Source organism: Bacillus subtilis subsp. subtilis str. 168 (genome assembly GCF_000009045.1).
Taxonomy (GTDB): Bacteria; Bacillota; Bacilli; order Bacillales; family Bacillaceae; genus Bacillus; species Bacillus subtilis.
Map to the genome: position 1 here is coordinate 2,650,482 of NC_000964.3, position 16,907 is coordinate 2,667,388.

The following is a 16,907-nucleotide window of genomic DNA, read 5'->3' on the forward strand; positions in this document are numbered from 1 at the left end:
CCCCCTTACTTTTTTTCTGTCGCATGGCCTCCAAATTCATTTCGAAGCGCAGCAACCACCTTTCCTGTAAACGTATCGTCTGTTAAAGAACGGTATCTCATCATTAGTGACATGGCGATGACCGGCGTTGCCGTCTGCAGATCAAGCGCGGTTTCCACCGTCCATTTTCCTTCACCTGAGGAATGCATAATGCCCTTGATCTGATCCAGTTTCGCATCCTTAGCGAAAGCTCGCTCAGTCAGTCCCATAAGCCAAGAACGAATGACAGAACCATGATTCCACACTCTGGCAACCTTCTCGTAGTCAAAATCAAATTGGCTGTTTTCAAGCACTTCGAATCCTTCACCAATCGCGGCCATCATTCCATACTCAATTCCATTATGGATCATTTTTAAAAAATGTCCGCTTCCCGCTTCACCAGCGTATAGATAACCATTTTCGACGGCAGTATCACGAAAAAGCGGTTCCACAATCTCCCATGCTTCATGATCGCCCCCCACCATAAAACAGGCTCCATGCCGTGCGCCTTCCATTCCGCCCGACGTTCCGGCATCGAGATAATGGATACCCGCTTCTTTCATTTGATTGTAGCGGCGAATTGATTCTTTATAATGAGAGTTTCCAGCTTCGATAATCATATCGCCTTTACTTAATAAAGGTGATACATCACGCAAAACAGCATCGACAATGCCATGCGGTACCATAACCCATAGGATGCGCGGCGGGTGTAATAAAGAAATGAACTCTTTAAGATTTGTTGTCCCCTCAGCCCCGTATGCTTTCAGTTCATCAACAGCCGCTTGATTTACATCATATCCAACCACTTGATGATTGCGGTCAATGAATTGCTTTCCTATGTTTATGCCCATTTTCCCTAAGCCGATTAATCCGATTTTCATATCTGTTCCTCCTGATTGTCTAAAAAGCCTTTACTCTTTATGTTCCCTATGGATTGTATTGTGATACGCAGAAAACAAATGGGGCTTACATCGTCTGCGCATGTAAATTTTATTTTTCATGACCGACGGCGCCTGCCAGTTCTATTACTGAATCTCTTTATATCCATAATTATCGCTTTATCCTTGATTTACCATCAGTTTAAGTTAAAATATGGGAAGGAATTCGATTTTTTCAGTAAAAAGAAGGTGACATGTTGCAGAATCAATCTCATACTCTTATTGGAGTTACGAAAACCGCTGTATTCTTTTTATACGCTGCACTTGCAATCATCGGTTTTGCAATCGGGTATTTTATTCCGCAGATTGCGAAATGGGCATTATCCCTCCCCTGGATCCCTCTTGAAGGACCACTTCGGCTCATTACCTCTTTTCAGGGATCTACAGCTTCATTTATCACTGCTCTTCTCGGTATGTGTGCGGGGATTTGGTTCGCTCATTCTGTTATTGCAATGCTGCTGTCTGTCAAAATTACAGATCACACAGTGGAATTCATCAAAGGAAAAAAAGTGCAAACAATTCATTCCGATGACATCGCTCTTGTATTTATGGATCACAAACGGCTTGTCCTCCTGGGAACAGCCGGATATGAATTGGTACGGGAAGAAATTGATGAAAAACCAGTAAACGTTGAGAAGGCCTTTAGACAGCATCATTACGAATGGGCAACAGATGGTGATCCGTTTAAAGATCAATTTCGCCGATGGATTCCTGATGCACCAGACCTATCGCAAGGCGCCCATGCCTTATTAAAAGCTCGTCACAAAGCACTGCAGGACGAAGAAAAAGACGATATTGAAGAATTCCGTCTCGAACTGGCACAGCTGGGCATCGTTGTACGGGACGAAGGCACACGCCAATATTGGCGAAAAGCAGAAACCTATCCCCCGAAAATTCAGCTCGGCGAAGGATTGTAACAACAGAGGCTCAAGAAAGAGCCTCTTCTTTACTACTGCACAATAAACAGCACTCTGGTACCGTCAGGATAGCTGCTCATTTGATTCCCTACCCACGAGCCGGCGCCGCGATTATCAGAAGGCGTCACATATCGGACATCAGCCCCTGCACCGCCTTCCTCGCAGACCGCCATCGGCCACTCATCCCGGTCATAGCCCGGCTTGGTCGGGATTCCCTTTAAAGATTCCTCCCGCCTTTTGTCTGCTCCATCTCTGTCAATGGTACAAATATCTGGATGTCCCTCTGCAATCGCATCCCTAATATGACTGCCGGTTTCCGGATAACGAGACAGCGGAAAATATAACACTTTGTCATACGAAGATGCGCCTTGGATCTGTTGCGGAACCATTAAACAAAGAAGAACTGCTGCAGCAAGAAACAGGCCTGCCATCCATTTTTTCATCCCCATCCCCCCATACCTTTGTTCATTTCAATGTATGGGCGCTTGATGAAGAATATTTTTAACATTTGAAGTTAGTATGCTGCTTACCAAAGCCGGACTCCCCCGCGAGAAATTTCCCGGTACAGACACAGACAGCCTCCCGGTCACATACATTTACATATAGGCTTTTGCCTACATACTTTTGTGGAGGTGACGATGGTGACAGGTGTTTTCGCAGCGCTCGGCTTTGTTGTTAAAGAGCTTGTCTTTTTAGTATCTTACGTGAAAAACAATGCCTTTCCACAACCGCTCTCAAGCAGCGAAGAAAAAAAATACTTAGAGCTCATGGCTAAAGGGGATGAACATGCCAGAAACATGCTGATTGAGCATAATCTTCGCTTGGTCGCCCATATTGTGAAAAAGTTCGAAAATACAGGTGAGGATGCAGAGGACTTAATCTCCATCGGAACGATCGGGCTTATTAAAGGAATTGAAAGCTATTCCGCTGGAAAAGGGACAAAGCTGGCGACGTATGCAGCGAGGTGTATTGAAAATGAGATTGTAATTACAAAAGGGGGGTGCATACACCCCTCTTTAATACGTTTCAATATATATGGTGTCAGAATCCACAATGGTAACTTCTTTCACGATAAAGTTAACAATTGTTTTTTTATCTTCAAGAGTTAAGTTATCTGCACCGATTGATTGAAAATAGTCGATGGCTCTTTTTAGAGCATTTTCACTTGAGCTCGTATCATCTAGGACTTTCATTTTTGACTGGATTTCGTTACACTTTTCAGTAAGCTGATTTTGCTTTTTTTGCAGTTCAATAATTTGTGCTTTGATTTCATCTATGTCTAAATCATCGTCATCGCTTAGGCTGATTAGCGTTAAAAGACGCTTGCGGCCTTTTTTTGTTTTCTCTATCTCTTTTTCAATAAGTTCTAATTCATCAGACAGGTGATTTGATTGTTCAGCCTCTTTAAAAGAAACATACTTTTGAGGATTTGTGATGAATTTAAAAATTTCACCCCATACATGCCGGTTCAATTTATTCTCAGACATTTCTTTTCCGCAGCCGCGGTCCTTTGCGCCAGAATAATTTTTCCGGCAAGTATATACATAGTAGTCTTTACCATGTGATTTTCTTTTCTTCCCTGTCATGGTATTTCCGCATTTTCCGCATCTAACCAAACCCGATAACAAGTAATTGTGAGGGCTGATACTCAAGTGTTTTCTTTTACTTTGACCTAAGAGTTCTTGAGCATAATCCCATTGTTCAGCTGGAACAATTGCTGGAATTGTCACAGTGATTTGTTCTTCTTCAGGCCTTATTTTAATTATAGATTTGTTCCCTGCCTGCTTTGAAACATAGGAACCCTCTGTATCATATTTATACTGTCTATGTTCACCCTTATAGGAAGAGTTCATTAATATTTGCCGAACAACCTGCCTGTGCCATACTTTGGCGCCTTTTTTTGTTTTAACCCCCATCTGAGTTAAATGTAGAGCAATACCATTTACTCTGCCGAAAAAAGGGCTTTTATGATCGGTGAAATAGTTAAAAATCATCCGAATGATTTTTGCTTCCTCTTCTAATATCTCAAGAGTTCTTTTCTCTTTAACAAATTTATAGCCATATAGTTTAGAATCTTTAATGATCATGCCTTTTTTCATTTTTTGAAGTCGGCCGCTTGATGTCCGTTCTTTGATTTTGGCTTTTTCAAATTCTGAGATTGCCCCGCGCATTGCGAAAAACAATTGACCTTCTGGAGAATTGGCGTATTCACCATTTACAAAAATCAAAGGTATGTTTCGCTTTCGCAATTCGTCATCAATGATTAGCTGATTCATTAATTTCCGAGAAAGACGGTCAGGATCGTAACAAATGACTTGACTTATAAGTCCCTTGCTTGCATCCTCCCTCAAGCGATTCAAAGCCGGACGTTCTAAAAGCTCTCCTGAAAATCCTTCATCTGCATACTTCAGCACATCTTTAGTCCCTGCTTTCTTTATACAGGCCTCGATTTGGCTGTCGATGCTCGATCCCTTGATCGCTTGTTCCTCGGTCGATACCCTTACATATATTGCTATCACCCTGAATCTCCTTCCTATAAAGTTTTATTAAATAATGATAGCAATCGTTAATGCATTTGTCAGCTTGCGGTCCCTCGATGATTATCACTTTCATAAAATGCATCACCCCTTGGGTAATGCTATGTAACAGCTGTTTGTCCAAATGAGGAGATTTTAAATTAAACTATAGTGTTATTAAACGTTTCAATGAATATGCAAAAAATTTAAAAAAAGTTGTTGTGACTTTTCTACACTCCTTTAGGTCCTCAATAGAAAAGATTTTATTTTCTATGCCTCAACATTCGCTTATTATAGTTTTCAATGATTTATTATTATTTGAGAGTACAATGGAGTAGTGTTTTTCATTGTTAGATAGTTAATGACATTTCACTGGTGTCAAGTTCGTATAGCTAGACATTAATAAAAAAAGGACACATATAAATATGCATCCTTTAACAAAAGAGTTTATTTATTTCCCTGTTTCAGCAAATTCCTTCAACCTATTCCCTATTTCATCACGAACTCTTTGGAAAAACGCCCATTTTTCTTCTTCTGTCCCTTGTGCTCTTGCCGGATCATCAAAACCCCAATGCTCACGTTTTACATGTGGAGGCGTCATCGGGCATTTATCAGCAGCATCTCCACAAAGCGTAACAACTAAATCAGCATTGTTCAGAATATCAGAATCGATTATATCTGACGTTTGATTAGAGATATCTATACCAACTTCCTTCATCGCTTTAACAGCATTCGGATTTAATCCATGTGCTTCTATCCCCGCGCTATACACTTTCCACTCATCACCTAAATATTGTTTAGCCCATCCTTCAGCCATTTGGCTCCGGCAAGAGTTCCCTGTACATAAAAAGTAAATGATTTTATTCTCCATATATTCCACCTCTACATCGAGTGACTTCCAAAGTATTTTCGTTGAAACCATAAAGCAACCTTAACAAGTGCTATCATGACTGGCACTTCTACAAGCGGACCAATTACGGCGGCAAATGCTGCACCCGAATGAATTCCAAATACACCAACAGCTACAGCAATCGCTAATTCAAAGTTATTGCTTCCTGCTGTAAAAGCTAAAGTAGTAGTTACAGCATAGTTTGCCCCGATTTTCTTCCCTAAAAAGAAGGAAACAAAGAACATTAAAACAAAGTAAATCAATAATGGAATCGCAACTCGGACAACATCTAACGGCAAGCTAACAATTACATCACCTTTTAAGGAAAACATGACGATAATTGTAAATAGCAAAGCAATTAACGTAATTGGACTAATCTTAGGAATGAACACTTTTTCATACCATTCTTTGCCCTTCACTTTTACAAAAATATAACGTGTCACCATTCCTGCAATAAAAGGAACTCCAAGGTAAATGAATACTGATTTTGCGACTTCTGCCATCGTAATATTCACTACTGCTCCTTCCATCCCTAACCATTGCGGAATAACTGTTACAAAAATGTAAGCATAAACTGAGAAAAAAAGCATTTGGAAAATTGAGTTGAAAGCAACTAATCCTGCCGCGTATTCCGTATCACCTTTTGATAAGTCATTCCAAACAATAACCATCGCAATACAGCGAGCTAATCCAATCATAATAAGCCCAATCATATACTCCGGTTTATCTGGCAAAAAGATGATAGCCAAAATAAACATGAGAGTCGGTCCGATGATCCAGTTTTGCACTAAAGATAAAATTAACACTTTAATATCTTTAAATACCCGTCCAATTTCTTCATATCGAACCTTTGCTAGTGGTGGATACATCATTAATACTAATCCAATAGCTAAAGGGATAGATGTAGTTCCTACTTGTAATTTGTTTAATCCACCAACAAAACTCGGAAATATAAAACCTAATCCTATCCCCAATGCCATCGCAAGAAAAATCCAGATGGTTAAATAACGGTCTAAAAAAGATAAACGTTTCATTACTTTATCCTCACCTTTTTTACTAACAGCAAGAGTTCGTTGTAATATCACTTGGCGGTGTTACACAACAAGAGGAGGAATCTTGTTTTTGAACCTCGCTGTTCGATTTGGTATAGAAAAATTCCCACTCGTTCCCATCTGGATCAGTAATCCAAAATTTATCTTGGACTGCATAACAACAAGTCGTATCCATTTCTTCACGTGCAAAAAACCCTTCTTTTTCAAGCCTTTTCTTGTGTTTCAAAACTTCTTCCAAACTATCTACTTGGAATCCAAAATGATTCACTTGATTTCCCTTCACCTCATCTGCGACATTTAAAGTGAAATTCAGTCCAGGAGTCTCTAATAGAAACTTTGCATAGTCTGTTTTTACTTTTACAGCCTTTACTCCAAAAACTTTTTCATAAAAATTGATCGATTTCTCTAAACTGACAACGTTAACCCCTACATGAACATATTTCATTTTAATTCCCCCTCTTATATATTAATCAAAAAAATTTGATATAATACCTAAAAAATTTTTTTAGCAGCAATCTCCTTCACCTTTTTTTCTAAATATACAACAAAGCTCTTCTGATAATAAACCATTTACTTCCTCATCATTTAGATCATAATAACTCCATGTTCCCTTTGTCTCTTTCGTTATTAAGTTGGCATCCAATAAAATTTTTAGATGATAAGAAAGTTTAGATTGCGTCACCTCAAAAATCTCAGTCAGATCACAAACACAGGTTTTTCCCCTTTGACAAAGTTCATACATGATCTCTAATCGTTTCTGATCAGCAAGAGCCTTAAATTTTTGTTCATATTTCCGTAGCAGTTCTGATTTCGTCTCATCCATTCATATCGCCTTCTTTAATCAATTTTTTTTGATGTATTTATTATACTCATGATTTTTAAATTAATGCAAGCAAATAAATCAATTTATTTTGATTAATTGTAAAACCCGCTAAAAGCTTGTGTAACCAGATAGAGGTTTTCCATTTTTATTATTTCCTCCATCGCTACTTTGCTACTACAGCAACGGAGATCATAAACGCTAATTTCTAATTTCAAGAAAAAAACATTAAATAATTTTTGTGAATATGTAGAATCGATAATAATTCGAGATAATACGTATTTAGTCAGAGCACACAGATTTATCATCAATTAAAACCTTATGTGAAGATATAAGCCATTCAATCCATCCTTCCACATAAGGTTTTAAACAATTTAATCAGACCTTTTCTTTTTGAATAAGTTCTTCATTTTCATAAAAGGGCATTGTGACACTTGATTTTCATCATCTCGCAAGAAGTACTGTTTCCACTCCAGATTGTCTTTTTTTCCATACCATCCTAAATGCGGATGGATAGGTACTTCATCATATGCCTCAAGCCTTTTTCGAATTTGCTTACTCATATTTCGTCCAAATGCAGTAGTATCATTTAGATCCTCAAAAACCCATCTAGGCTGAAACGTCAACATAAAATAAGGAAAACTTCTGCTTTTTCTTTTGCTGTGAGCCGGTGTAGCACACAGAACAAAATATGGTTCTCCATTAAAACAGTATTCCCATTGAAAGTTATCTGGATTTTCTGGTATATCATCTGGCCAATCAGCTGGATCTTCCATACTCAATGAATTGAGCAACTGCCAAAACAACGATTCGTAATCCTCAATTTTGTAATCAGTCAGTAATTCTTCTGGTGTATGAAATATTACAGTTAATGATGCATACTTTCCTGTCTCTCGTGAAATAGTTCCATACCGAGTAAGCAATGGCGCTAATTCCTTCGCAGTCTCGGGATTCCTAGGATCACCGACAAAAGCAATTCGCAGCTGGTCGCTTAAAAATGCTTGCCTTCCCGGTATACAAGGAAATTTATTTTCTTTATCACCTATTTTTTCATTCAAATAGTTAAACGAATCTAATTGCCAACCAGGTAGCGTTTCTTTAATTTTTTCAAGATCACTTTTAGCATATAACTCAGTCAATAAATCCACCTCCGAAGGCATTTATCATAATGTATTGCGGGAGCACGAAGGAGGTGAATGTCTAATTACTTTTTCATATATCCAAATGAATATTAATTAATTAATTGGTTAAGTTTTAGTGGGTAGGTAAGTAATTTTCTTATCAAGAAAAATCCAGAATCAGTTCTGCGTTTAGCTGTACATGCACACTCAGCCCTCAAAACGACTAACGCTGGACTTTCTGGATGTTTTCAATTTTAAACTATCACAAGAATGACCGAAATTCCCTGTTTTTTGATGCCAAGTCATGGTACTCCCAGGAGGGAATTTCATAACTCTCTAAAGCAAAAAGTTATTGCGGTCTCACCGAAAATTTAAATTGCGGTGCCCTATTTCCTTTTTCTGCGAACGAAAACTTGTTAATATTTACAGTACTAGTAGAGTTAAGGGAAGGGTGAATATCTTGATATCAATCACATCAGCTGAAGTGGGAATGAAGATTAATGAATGGCATAGGCATATTCAAAAATTCAACGTAACTGATGCTGAAATGTTAAAAGCTGAAATAGAACGTGATATAGAGGTTATGGAAGAAGATCAAGACTTGCTTATTTATTATCAACTAATGGCCTTTCGCCATAAAATTATGTTGGAATACACGCTGCCATCTGATGAAAACCGAATGGAACTTTCAGAATATTTAAATAAAATTGAGGGCCATAAGAAAAAATTAGACAATATGCGGGCATATTATTATAACTTCTTCCGCGGGATGTATGAGTTTAGAAACGGTGAATACACAAGAGCCATTACATATTACAAAAAAGCTGAACGCAAAATTCCTACAATCTCCGACAAGATTGAAAAAGCTGAGTTTTATTTTAAACTGTCTGAAGTCTATTATCATATGAAAATGACACACATTTCGATGCATTACGCTGAGCTTTCATACAACATTTATAAGAAACACGAGCTTTACTCTGTTCGTCGTATTCAGTGCCATTTTGTCATTGCCGGTAACTACGATGACCTTGAAAATCATGAAAAAGCTCTCCCCCACCTTCAAGAAGCTTTAAAAGGTGCCGAGCTGCTTAAAAGTAAAAATACTCATATCTATGCCACTGCGTTTTTCAATCTCGGCAATTGCTATCACAAAATGGACAACTTAAATAAGGCTGCTCGTTACATCGAACAAGCCTTGGTTCAATACAGAAAAATTAACTCTGACGTACTTCCGCAAGCTTATCATGACCTAGCGTTGATTTATTTTAAACAAGGCAAAAAAGAACAAGCAATGGATTGCTTCCGCAAAGGAATCAGAAGTGCTGTAGATTTTAAAGACGAACTATTTATGAACTTATTTGAAGCATTAGACGTTCTTTATATAAGAAATGGCGATACACCTAAACTTCTCAACATTTTTTCTCGTTTAGAGAACGGCAAAGGATACCCTTATCTGGAAGAGCTGGCATTGTTAGGAGGCAACCTTTTCGATTATAATGGAAAAATAGAGGATAGTATCATCTGTTTCAAGAAGATGGTATATGCTCAAAAGCAAATATCGAAAGGGGAATGCATGTATGAAATCTAAATTGTTTATCAGTTTATCCGCCGTTTTAATTGGACTTGCCTTTTTCGGATCTATGTATAATGGCGAAATGAAGGAAGCATCCCGGAATGTAACTCTCGCACCTACTCATGAATTCCTTGTTTAATTCGATAAACAACATTAGTTCTGATTCCCTTTAGCCGTTTCATAACGGCTTTTTCTTATTTCTAATACTGAAAAAATCTATCATACTTAAAGCTTTTGAGGTGAACATTTTGGACTTATTTGATGAATGCTTAGAAGCTCTAGGGAAAAACAAAGAAATCTTATCAGAAGAATTAACGGCAAAATATTATGAACTGCTTTCAAACAGTTTTCCCTTACATCTTGGGGACGAATCAAGTGGGAAGAAGTTTGTTGTCATCAATCTATAGATTACGAGGAAGAGATTTACGATTGGCTAGCTAAACACCATTTTAAAGATAGGAACATTATTATTCTTTGGGGTTACGGAGAACAGCCAGCATTAAAAACCAGTCTTGAGCATGCATTAAACGTAATTGATGATGTAACTGCCGTTGGATCGGATACTTTTATGTTTAGTGAATCTGGCTACGTTATCGAATTTTTTCATGATGGCGATGTTACAATTGGAAAGTCCCCTTTCATTGAAAGGATTAACAAATAGGTAAAATGACACAGATCGAATGATTCATTTCCACCATTTGATCCACATAACAGTTAGTTTCATCATTCTTCCATGGTAATATTTTGTTATGACGATTAAATGAAAGGATATGATCATGAAAGTATTTGAAGCCAAAACCTTGCTCACCGAGGCTGAAAAGCGAGCACAGGAATACAAAGATTTAAAAAGTAAAATGGTCAAATTAAAGAAAGCGTTCAAAGCTGTTGCAGATTTAGATGATAGCGAGTTTTCAGGCAAAGGCGCTAATAACATTAAATCATTTTATGAAGATCAAGCTGGCATTGCTGACCAATGGATTGATTTAATTGAGATGAAAATTTCTTTCTTAACGAGTATTCCTGGTTTTTTAGAAGATGCCAACTTATCAGATGCCTACATAGAAGAAACCTTTTTAGCGCATGAGCTTGCTAACGCCTACACCAAATCAAAATCCATTATGTCTGAACAGAAAAAAGCCATGAAAGATATATTAAATGATATCAACGATATACTGCCTTTGGATCTGTTCTCGACAGAAACTTTTAAAAATGAACTTTCGTCTGCCGAAAAGAAACGAAAAGAAGCCATTGAGAAAATGGATGAAGTTGACCAAAACTTAACATCAGAATACGGACTATCAGAAGCAAATGAACAAATGATTCAAGCTGATTATCAAGCTTTAATGAATGCGACAGCAAAAGGCAAAAGCGCCTCTCCTATTCACTATAATGCGAAGGCTTATAGAGACAGTGAGATTCACAAGATGACTGAGGATGTAAAGAAACAATCAACAGACTACATCTCTTTTAAGGACCAACAGGCGGAACAAAGAAGAATTGCAAAAGAACAAGAAGAACTGGCGAACAGACCATGGTATGAAAAGTCTTGGGATGCTGTTTGTAATTTTACAGGAGAGGTCTCTGGATATTATGATTATAAAAGAGCCGCTGATGGGGTTGATCCTGTTACCGGCGAAAAGCTAACTGCTGGACAACGGGTCGCTGCCGGTGCAATGGCTGCGGCAGGATACATCCCTATCGTAGGATGGGCAGGTAAATTAGCTAAAGGTGGAAAAGCTGTTTATTCAACAAGTAAAGCATTGTATAGAGCAGACAAAGCTCTCGATGTATATAAAACACCTAAGACATTCCATGCCCTTCAAAACTCCAGCAAAGGACTTTATGGACTTGCTTCTGCAAATGGTTTTAGTGAAGCTATAACAGGACGCGATATGTTCGGGAATAAAGTCTCCAAAGAGAGGCAAGAACAGAGCCTTAGTGGTGCAATGGCAATGTTGGTTCCTTTCGGAGCTCGCGGAATTAACAAAAAGCTTAATGCAAAATCAAGTTCTCGAGTTAGCGAAGCATCGACTAACACCAGCAAAAAACCTAAAGTTCCTAAAACGTACAAAAGACCAACTTATTTCCGTAAAGGCGTTAGAGATAAGGTTTGGGAAAATGCTAAGGATTCAACCGGATCTGTTAAAGACCCGTTAACAAAACAAGTAATGAAAAAAGATGAACCATGGGATATGGGTCATAAACCAGGTTATGAATTTAGAAAACATCAACAAAGTGCGATGGAAAGAAATATTAGTCGAAAGCAATTTTTAGATGAACATAATAATCCAGACCACTATCAACCCGAATTACCTTCCTCCAATAGGAGTCATAAAGGGGAAGATATGACGGATGATTACTTTGGAGATTAAGGAGAGATTGTCTAATGGGCGTAACACAAGAAAATAAAGTAATTGCTAGAACAGTTTTAGGAGCTTTTGGGGGGAAACCGAAGGTTACGAAATATTGGGATGATAACAAGAATAGCAGCATAGATATTTTATCGGTTAGTGACCAGCCTCAGGAAGGTATCACGTCATATTCAACTCTAGGTTTGTCGGATCATTCTATTAATTATGAGGTGAATGGCACTCCGTTGCGGATAGAAATCGTAGCTGCAATGGAGTCAGCTTCAGACATATATGCTAATGTTTTATCAACTTGTGCCTTTAATATAATCAACTCAAATTTCACTTGTGCACCAGGTGTTATTTTTAAAAATGTGATTAGTATGTATGATCAGGAAACCGACATGAAACATATTATGTTCGTTCCCCCATTTTTATGGGAGGAAGATTTAGAACTACTTGAATTTAGTAACAAAAATGTTACTTGGCTAATGGCTTTACCTATATCCGAAGGAGAATTGCAAGTAGCTGAAAAACACGGCTCAGATTATTTACAAGATCTTCTGGAATCAAAACAGATTGATATTTTTGATATAAAGAGAGAATCTGTTGTTTAATGACTTTAATAAAGAAGAGTCACTTTATAAGCCCCTCTCAATGAGAAGGGCTTATTTTATTTAATTTGAAATCAGCTGCAAATAATAGAAGAAAATGACTGAGGTAAGGAGAATTCTATGATTAATGAAGAAAAACACACAAACCCTCAAGCTAATAACAATATATTTGGAAGGATAGATACCTGGTATTCTGTTCATAGGAGTTCGAACTTGAGGGAAAATAAAGAAAGACCAGCTTATTATGTGGCTGGTCCTTATCTTTAATTAAAGAAATGGTTATGTAAAGCTTTAGAAAATCCAAAACCTTCTTCTGGTCCCTTTAACCAGAGAGAAATAAACTTTTCGAAATCCACTTCTTTTTCAATATCTTTCAAAATTCTTTTAAATTCTTCAGTAAAGTTATGAAGAGAGACCTCTTCGCCATTTTTAATCTTATCAGTGTACTGGCTCGTTAACTCTCTTAATTCTTGATACTGTTTTTCACTTAAATCATAGGCCAAAACTTGATCAAATAAGCCAAACCGATCATAATCAGCTGCTAATTGTTGGACTAACCTTAGTTGAAAAGCCTGCTTCTCGACTTTTTTTTCTAGGTTGTCAAGCCTTTCTTCTACTGTTACCAATTCAAATCACCTCAATTAAAAAGCTAAGAAAGTAAATACACTTGCAATAGTTCTAGCTGTAGAAGATTTTACACCAGCATCAATTAGATATGAGGAAACCGTGTCAATAATTGCGTCCTCCACAACGTCACCTCGTTTAACTAACTCGTCCAAAGCATCTGCTACATCATCAGTATGTTTTGCGAATGTTTTTCCTGCTGATCCACCTAACTCATCGACTACCTCACCAACAATTCTCCCACCATGTCGAAGCGCACTGGCTGTTGCCTTCATTGCTTCTTTAGCAATCCATTTTTTAATACCATTTGTGTGAAATTCACCAGATTGTTCAGTTGTATTAGTTGGTAATTCGGATAGTTTAACGGGAGTTTGATAAGTGACTTCCTGCTGTGCCTGTAATGTTACCTCTTGAGCTTTGGCATGTCCATCCAACGGAAGAACTAATGATAAAGAGAATGTTAATGCAGATGTTGCTAAAAGTAATTTCTTAAACATGAAATCAATCCCTTTCTTTTAAATTATTTACATGTAAATGATAACATTATGTTCAGACTAGAAAAATAATACTTTTTACTCAAATATTAGAATAATTTTGAACTATCTGTAACAAAATAAACATAAGTATCTCCTTGAGAAAGATACTCAAGGAGACTATTTATTTACTTCAAGAGAGCTTCAAGTTTCGCTTTCGTTTTTGGTCCGTAAATACCGTCTTGAGTAAGCCCGTACATAGACTGGAATCGTCTAATTGCATCTGCTGTTTTCGGACCATACACGCCGTCAATGCCGTTGTTTTTTGCTCCTTTATCCGGGTAAAAGTATAGTGCAGCCAGTGCTTTTTGAATTTGTGTTACCTTTTCCCCTCTCATCATTGGGCTCTTCACTTTAAAAATACCGGATGGTAGCGCATATGACGTTTTTTTGCTGCTTGTGTTTGTTGTTTTCTTTTTAGCTACACTTGCTTTGCTTGAGTTTGTTTTTCCGCCCAACTTTTTCAATTCTGCTTCAATTGCAGTCTTAACTTGAATCCATCTTCCCTCTGACAAAATGCGGTGCGGGCAATACTTACCATTCCAGTCTTGATGTTTGCGGACTCGATCAATACCCCATCCACGTTCTTTAAGTAGCTGAGCCACAAACTTAATAGCAAGCTTTTCCGCTGCCTTATATCGTACCCCTCCTGACTTGCTATAACAAATTTCGACACCAATAGACTTGCGATTCCCTGTACCGTTTGTTCCATCTCCTGTGTGCCAAGCGTTACGATTCGTTGGAATACCTTGAATGACTTGTTTATCGTCTACTGCAAAGTGAAAACTTGTTGAGCTAGAGTTATTCTTCATGTAAGAAATCTCATTGGCTGCTGAAGCATCATTCGCAGTGTTATGAATAGTGATATATTCAGCTTTCATTGGATTAGGACATTTCAATCCATACTTTGATTTAGAGACTAGATTCTTTACAACTTTAATGGCCATATACCCTCTCTCCTTCTGTCAGTAAGATAAAAAAAGCCACTGGCTTAGCCAGCAGCTTTGTCTGCGTTATTCTTACTCTGTTCTTTTTCGTTCTCAATTGTTTGTAATCGATCTGTTATTGATGATGGTATTTTAACACCAATCTGTGCTAAGTTTTCAGTTATTGACAAACCTTCATTAGCGATATAAAAAAGAACGGTACCAAAGGTTAAGACACCGTTCAAATTGAGTACTGTATCAATCACGTTTGCTAAAATGACCGCAAAGAAATTGAGTAGCTTGCGGACATAGCCAAACCATGCGCTTCGACTTCGCAGTTTTTTGAATTTCCATGCCTTGATTACTCCTGTTAAAACGTCAATTATGCTAAGTACTAGAAGTAAATCAAGGTACTTCACCCCTCCAAATAAATATACTCTTGCTAAATCTAATGTTTCAAAATTGATAAACAAACTTGTCTCCTCCATTCTAATCACCTCCTCCGAGGCAAATAAAAAAGGACAGCCGGATCTTATGAGACGGCCGTCCCTCTAACTGAAAAGTTTCCATTTGTTAAAGCTGTAAGCTCCATAACAATTTCTTTAAAGCCAGTAATGCTAAAAGACCAAGCTTCTGATTTTCCTTTTGTGCTAGTGGCAAACGTTCCGTCATCCACTTTCTGCCCTCTAAGGGCTCTTTTTGTTCCCGATAAGGATTTACCCCAGAACTTCAATTCACTTGTCTCAGCCGTCCCATAAACCTCAATGAGCAACGTTTTGAATGATCCAACGGTGAATGGGTTACCCTCACCTATGGTTTCTGTTTTATCGTGAAAGACAATATCCATTGTTTTTGATTGAGTGTCTAATGAGCTAAGATTCAAGCCTTCAGTTTGAACTTTTAAACGACCATCATTAGTTAACCCGCTTTTATCTAACTGGACTGAGAACGGAGCAACTGCTGTAATAGGAACAGTATGGTTAATGTTTATATCCTCTTCACCTGCGCCCAATGACTGGTAAAGTAAGAATTCAGATTGCTGCAGGTTACCATTTGCGTATCTGAAACGGAAATATCGTTTAGTTAAATGAATCCACTCAGTCTCGCCAAGCGTATTTGCTTTAACAACCAATGAAGAGATTGTGGTCCATGAATTCATATCGTTACTTTCTTCAATGAATAAGGTACCTTCACGATCAGAATAAGCGTGACCTTTTACTTTTGAAATTAAAACCTGACCTAATCGATCTTGTCCATATTGCGTGTAGACTTCAGTGGCTTTTAAAACTGCGTTCGTCAGCAGCTCTGAATTACCGGAGATTGAAGCTACCGGCACAACAAAATCTCTGTTTCCTTCTCTGTATGGCTTGGCTGCCCCCGGCTTACCAGTTGCATCTGTTGAAAATTGAAAACTATATGATGCCATTATAAATCCTCCTTGCTATTGTAGATCATTAGTGGTGAGCATGGGTTTACAACGGAACCACCTCCTTTAAGGAAAAATAAAAAAGCCCTAAATGGCTTCTCCTGTGATCTCTTTATACTGTTCAGCTGTAATGAGTTTTTTCTCTATTCCTTCCTGTAAATCTTCGGGCGAACAATCTTTGAGATGAATTGCCTGTTTCACCATTTCAGAAGAAGCCCAGTTATAATGCAAAGCCAGCACCCAATAATTCATGAACCTTGCCCTCCTTGTAGAGTAAGCAGTTGCAACTTTATTTTTGAAAGCTCGCTTCCCAAAGTTTGGTTTAATTCTTCAAGCTGTTTACGAGCCAGTTTTTCCTGTGACAACTCTCTTGCAAGTAGATCCACTTGAACTGGTGGTTCATATGCAGATGTACTCTGAAGCTCTTCCCACCAAGTTTTTAACTCTGCTTCCGTGGGTATAGGTGCCCTAATATTCCACTCTGCTATATATGAGGGAGTTCCATCACCATTATTCTGGACAATAAAATCCTTTGTGGGATCAGCTGTTGGGTATTTAAAAAGAATAGCTTCACCTATATTCATCGTTACCT

The 16,907-nt window shown here is 37.9% G+C and carries 22 protein-coding genes, 1 pseudogene and 1 other annotated feature; of the genes and pseudogenes, 8 read left to right on the forward strand and 15 right to left on the reverse strand.

What is annotated here, in order from left to right:
* Nucleotides 1-5: 5 nt before the first annotated feature.
* Nucleotides 6-899, reverse strand: coding sequence for a putative catabolic 6-phospho-gluconate dehydrogenase (NAD[+]-dependent) (gene yqeC / locus BSU_25730; protein ID NP_390450.1), 894 nt, complete (start codon nt 897-899; stop codon nt 6-8).
* Nucleotides 900-1,150: 251 nt separating this feature from the next.
* Between yqeC and yqeB the strand changes: the two genes are divergently transcribed.
* The gene (yqeB, locus tag BSU_25740; protein ID NP_390451.2) at nt 1,151-1,873 is read left to right on the forward strand and encodes a hypothetical protein; all 723 of its coding nucleotides are present in this window, start codon (nt 1,151-1,153) and stop codon (nt 1,871-1,873) included.
* A 32-nt stretch (nt 1,874-1,905) separates the two neighbouring features.
* Here yqeB and nucB read toward each other — a convergent pair whose 3' ends face one another.
* Complete coding sequence (gene nucB, locus BSU_25750) at nt 1,906-2,316, reverse strand: sporulation-specific matrix degrading exported DNase (RefSeq protein ID NP_390452.1); 411 nt, start codon at nt 2,314-2,316, stop codon at nt 1,906-1,908.
* A 195-nt stretch (nt 2,317-2,511) separates the two neighbouring features.
* Nucleotides 2,512-2,982: a sequence feature (Evidence 1a: Function from experimental evidences in the studied strain; PubMedId: 8464402, 7704261, 2536191, 2163341, 10974124, 15187183, 20889742; Product type r: regulator), on the forward strand.
* Between nucB and sigKn the strand changes: the two are divergent.
* Nucleotides 2,512-2,982, forward strand: a pseudogene (gene sigKn / locus BSU_25760). Its footprint overlaps the feature before it by 471 nt.
* Here the strand turns inward: sigKn and spoIVCA are convergent.
* The 6 genes from spoIVCA to yqcI all read right to left on the reverse strand — a co-directional run bounded on the left by spoIVCA (nt 2,890) and on the right by yqcI (nt 8,289).
* Nucleotides 2,890-4,392 carry a site-specific DNA recombinase; skin element gene (gene spoIVCA / locus BSU_25770; RefSeq protein ID NP_390454.2) on the reverse strand — a complete coding sequence of 501 codons (1,503 nt, stop codon included), beginning with the start codon at nt 4,390-4,392 and terminating at the stop codon, nt 2,890-2,892. The pseudogene sigKn and the gene spoIVCA sit on opposite strands and share 93 nt — an antisense overlap.
* A 448-nt stretch (nt 4,393-4,840) precedes the next feature.
* A complete protein-coding gene (gene arsC / locus BSU_25780) occupies nt 4,841-5,260 on the reverse strand; it encodes a thioredoxin-coupled arsenate reductase; skin element (RefSeq protein ID NP_390455.1) in 420 nt (139 codons plus the stop codon).
* Between the two features lie 11 nt (nt 5,261-5,271).
* The gene (arsB, locus tag BSU_25790) at nt 5,272-6,312 is read right to left on the reverse strand and encodes an arsenite efflux transporter; skin element (RefSeq protein ID NP_390456.2); all 1,041 of its coding nucleotides are present in this window, start codon (nt 6,310-6,312) and stop codon (nt 5,272-5,274) included.
* Nucleotides 6,313-6,334: 22 nt separating this feature from the next.
* On the reverse strand, nt 6,335-6,775 hold the full coding sequence (yqcK, locus tag BSU_25800) for a putative thiol lyase (protein NP_390457.2): 441 nt from the start codon (nt 6,773-6,775) through the stop codon (nt 6,335-6,337).
* Between the two features lie 60 nt (nt 6,776-6,835).
* Nucleotides 6,836-7,153: a transcriptional regulator (ArsR-arsenate); skin element gene (gene arsR / locus BSU_25810; RefSeq protein ID NP_390458.1), complete on the reverse strand. Its 318-nt coding sequence runs from the start codon at nt 7,151-7,153 to the stop codon at nt 6,836-6,838.
* 371 nt (nt 7,154-7,524) lie between these two features.
* Nucleotides 7,525-8,289, reverse strand: a complete 765-nt coding sequence (yqcI, locus tag BSU_25820; protein NP_390459.2) for a conserved protein of unknown function; skin element — start codon at nt 8,287-8,289, stop codon at nt 7,525-7,527.
* A gap of 442 nt (nt 8,290-8,731) precedes the next feature.
* Between yqcI and rapE the strand changes: the two genes are divergently transcribed.
* The 6 genes from rapE (at nt 8,732) to BSU_25875 (ending at nt 13,073) form a co-directional block, all read left to right on the forward strand.
* Nucleotides 8,732-9,859, forward strand: a complete 1,128-nt coding sequence (rapE, locus tag BSU_25830; RefSeq protein ID NP_390460.2) for a response regulator aspartate phosphatase; skin element — start codon at nt 8,732-8,734, stop codon at nt 9,857-9,859.
* Complete coding sequence (gene phrE, locus BSU_25840; protein NP_390461.1) at nt 9,849-9,983, forward strand: regulator peptide of the activity of phosphatase RapE; skin element; 135 nt, start codon at nt 9,849-9,851, stop codon at nt 9,981-9,983. The genes rapE and phrE overlap by 11 nt, the downstream gene beginning before the upstream one ends.
* A 109-nt stretch (nt 9,984-10,092) precedes the next feature.
* Nucleotides 10,093-10,251 (forward strand): hypothetical protein; skin element, encoded by a 159-nt coding sequence (yqzI, locus tag BSU_25850; protein NP_390462.1) that lies wholly within the window; start codon nt 10,093-10,095, stop codon nt 10,249-10,251.
* 369 nt (nt 10,252-10,620) lie between these two features.
* Complete coding sequence (gene rttG, locus BSU_25860) at nt 10,621-12,216, forward strand: phage ribonuclease toxin; skin element (RefSeq protein NP_390463.1); 1,596 nt, start codon at nt 10,621-10,623, stop codon at nt 12,214-12,216.
* Between the two features lie 14 nt (nt 12,217-12,230).
* The gene (rttF, locus tag BSU_25870) at nt 12,231-12,809 is read left to right on the forward strand and encodes an antitoxin factor of ribonuclease toxin RttG; skin element (protein NP_390464.1); all 579 of its coding nucleotides are present in this window, start codon (nt 12,231-12,233) and stop codon (nt 12,807-12,809) included.
* A 117-nt stretch (nt 12,810-12,926) separates the two neighbouring features.
* Nucleotides 12,927-13,073 carry a hypothetical protein gene (locus tag BSU_25875; protein ID YP_009513979.1) on the forward strand — a complete coding sequence of 49 codons (147 nt, stop codon included), beginning with the start codon at nt 12,927-12,929 and terminating at the stop codon, nt 13,071-13,073.
* Here BSU_25875 and yqxJ read toward each other — a convergent pair.
* From yqxJ to yqcD, 7 genes are all read right to left on the reverse strand, one after another.
* Nucleotides 13,070-13,432: a hypothetical protein; skin element gene (gene yqxJ, locus BSU_25880; protein NP_390465.1), complete on the reverse strand. Its 363-nt coding sequence runs from the start codon at nt 13,430-13,432 to the stop codon at nt 13,070-13,072. The two genes, BSU_25875 and yqxJ, sit on opposite strands and share 4 nt — an antisense overlap.
* 15 nt (nt 13,433-13,447) lie before the next feature.
* Complete coding sequence (yqxI, locus tag BSU_25890) at nt 13,448-13,927, reverse strand: hypothetical protein; skin element (RefSeq protein NP_390466.1); 480 nt, start codon at nt 13,925-13,927, stop codon at nt 13,448-13,450.
* Nucleotides 13,928-14,091: 164 nt separating this feature from the next.
* The gene (gene cwlA / locus BSU_25900) at nt 14,092-14,910 is read right to left on the reverse strand and encodes an N-acetylmuramoyl-L-alanine amidase; skin element (protein ID NP_390467.1); all 819 of its coding nucleotides are present in this window, start codon (nt 14,908-14,910) and stop codon (nt 14,092-14,094) included.
* Nucleotides 14,911-14,954: 44 nt separating this feature from the next.
* Nucleotides 14,955-15,377 (reverse strand): putative holin; skin element, encoded by a 423-nt coding sequence (gene yqxH / locus BSU_25910; RefSeq protein ID NP_390468.1) that lies wholly within the window; start codon nt 15,375-15,377, stop codon nt 14,955-14,957.
* Between the two features lie 44 nt (nt 15,378-15,421).
* Nucleotides 15,422-16,315, reverse strand: a complete 894-nt coding sequence (gene yqxG / locus BSU_25920) for a putative phage-related lytic exoenzyme; skin element (protein ID NP_390469.1) — start codon at nt 16,313-16,315, stop codon at nt 15,422-15,424.
* A gap of 87 nt (nt 16,316-16,402) precedes the next feature.
* Nucleotides 16,403-16,567, reverse strand: coding sequence for a conserved phage protein of unknown function; skin element (gene yqcE, locus BSU_25930; RefSeq protein ID NP_390470.1), 165 nt, complete (start codon nt 16,565-16,567; stop codon nt 16,403-16,405).
* Entirely contained in the window at nt 16,564-16,899 is a 336-nt protein-coding gene (yqcD, locus tag BSU_25940; protein NP_390471.1) for a conserved phage protein of unknown function; skin element, read from the reverse strand. The genes yqcE and yqcD overlap by 4 nt, the downstream gene beginning before the upstream one ends.
* Between the last annotated feature and the right edge of the window lie 8 nt (nt 16,900-16,907).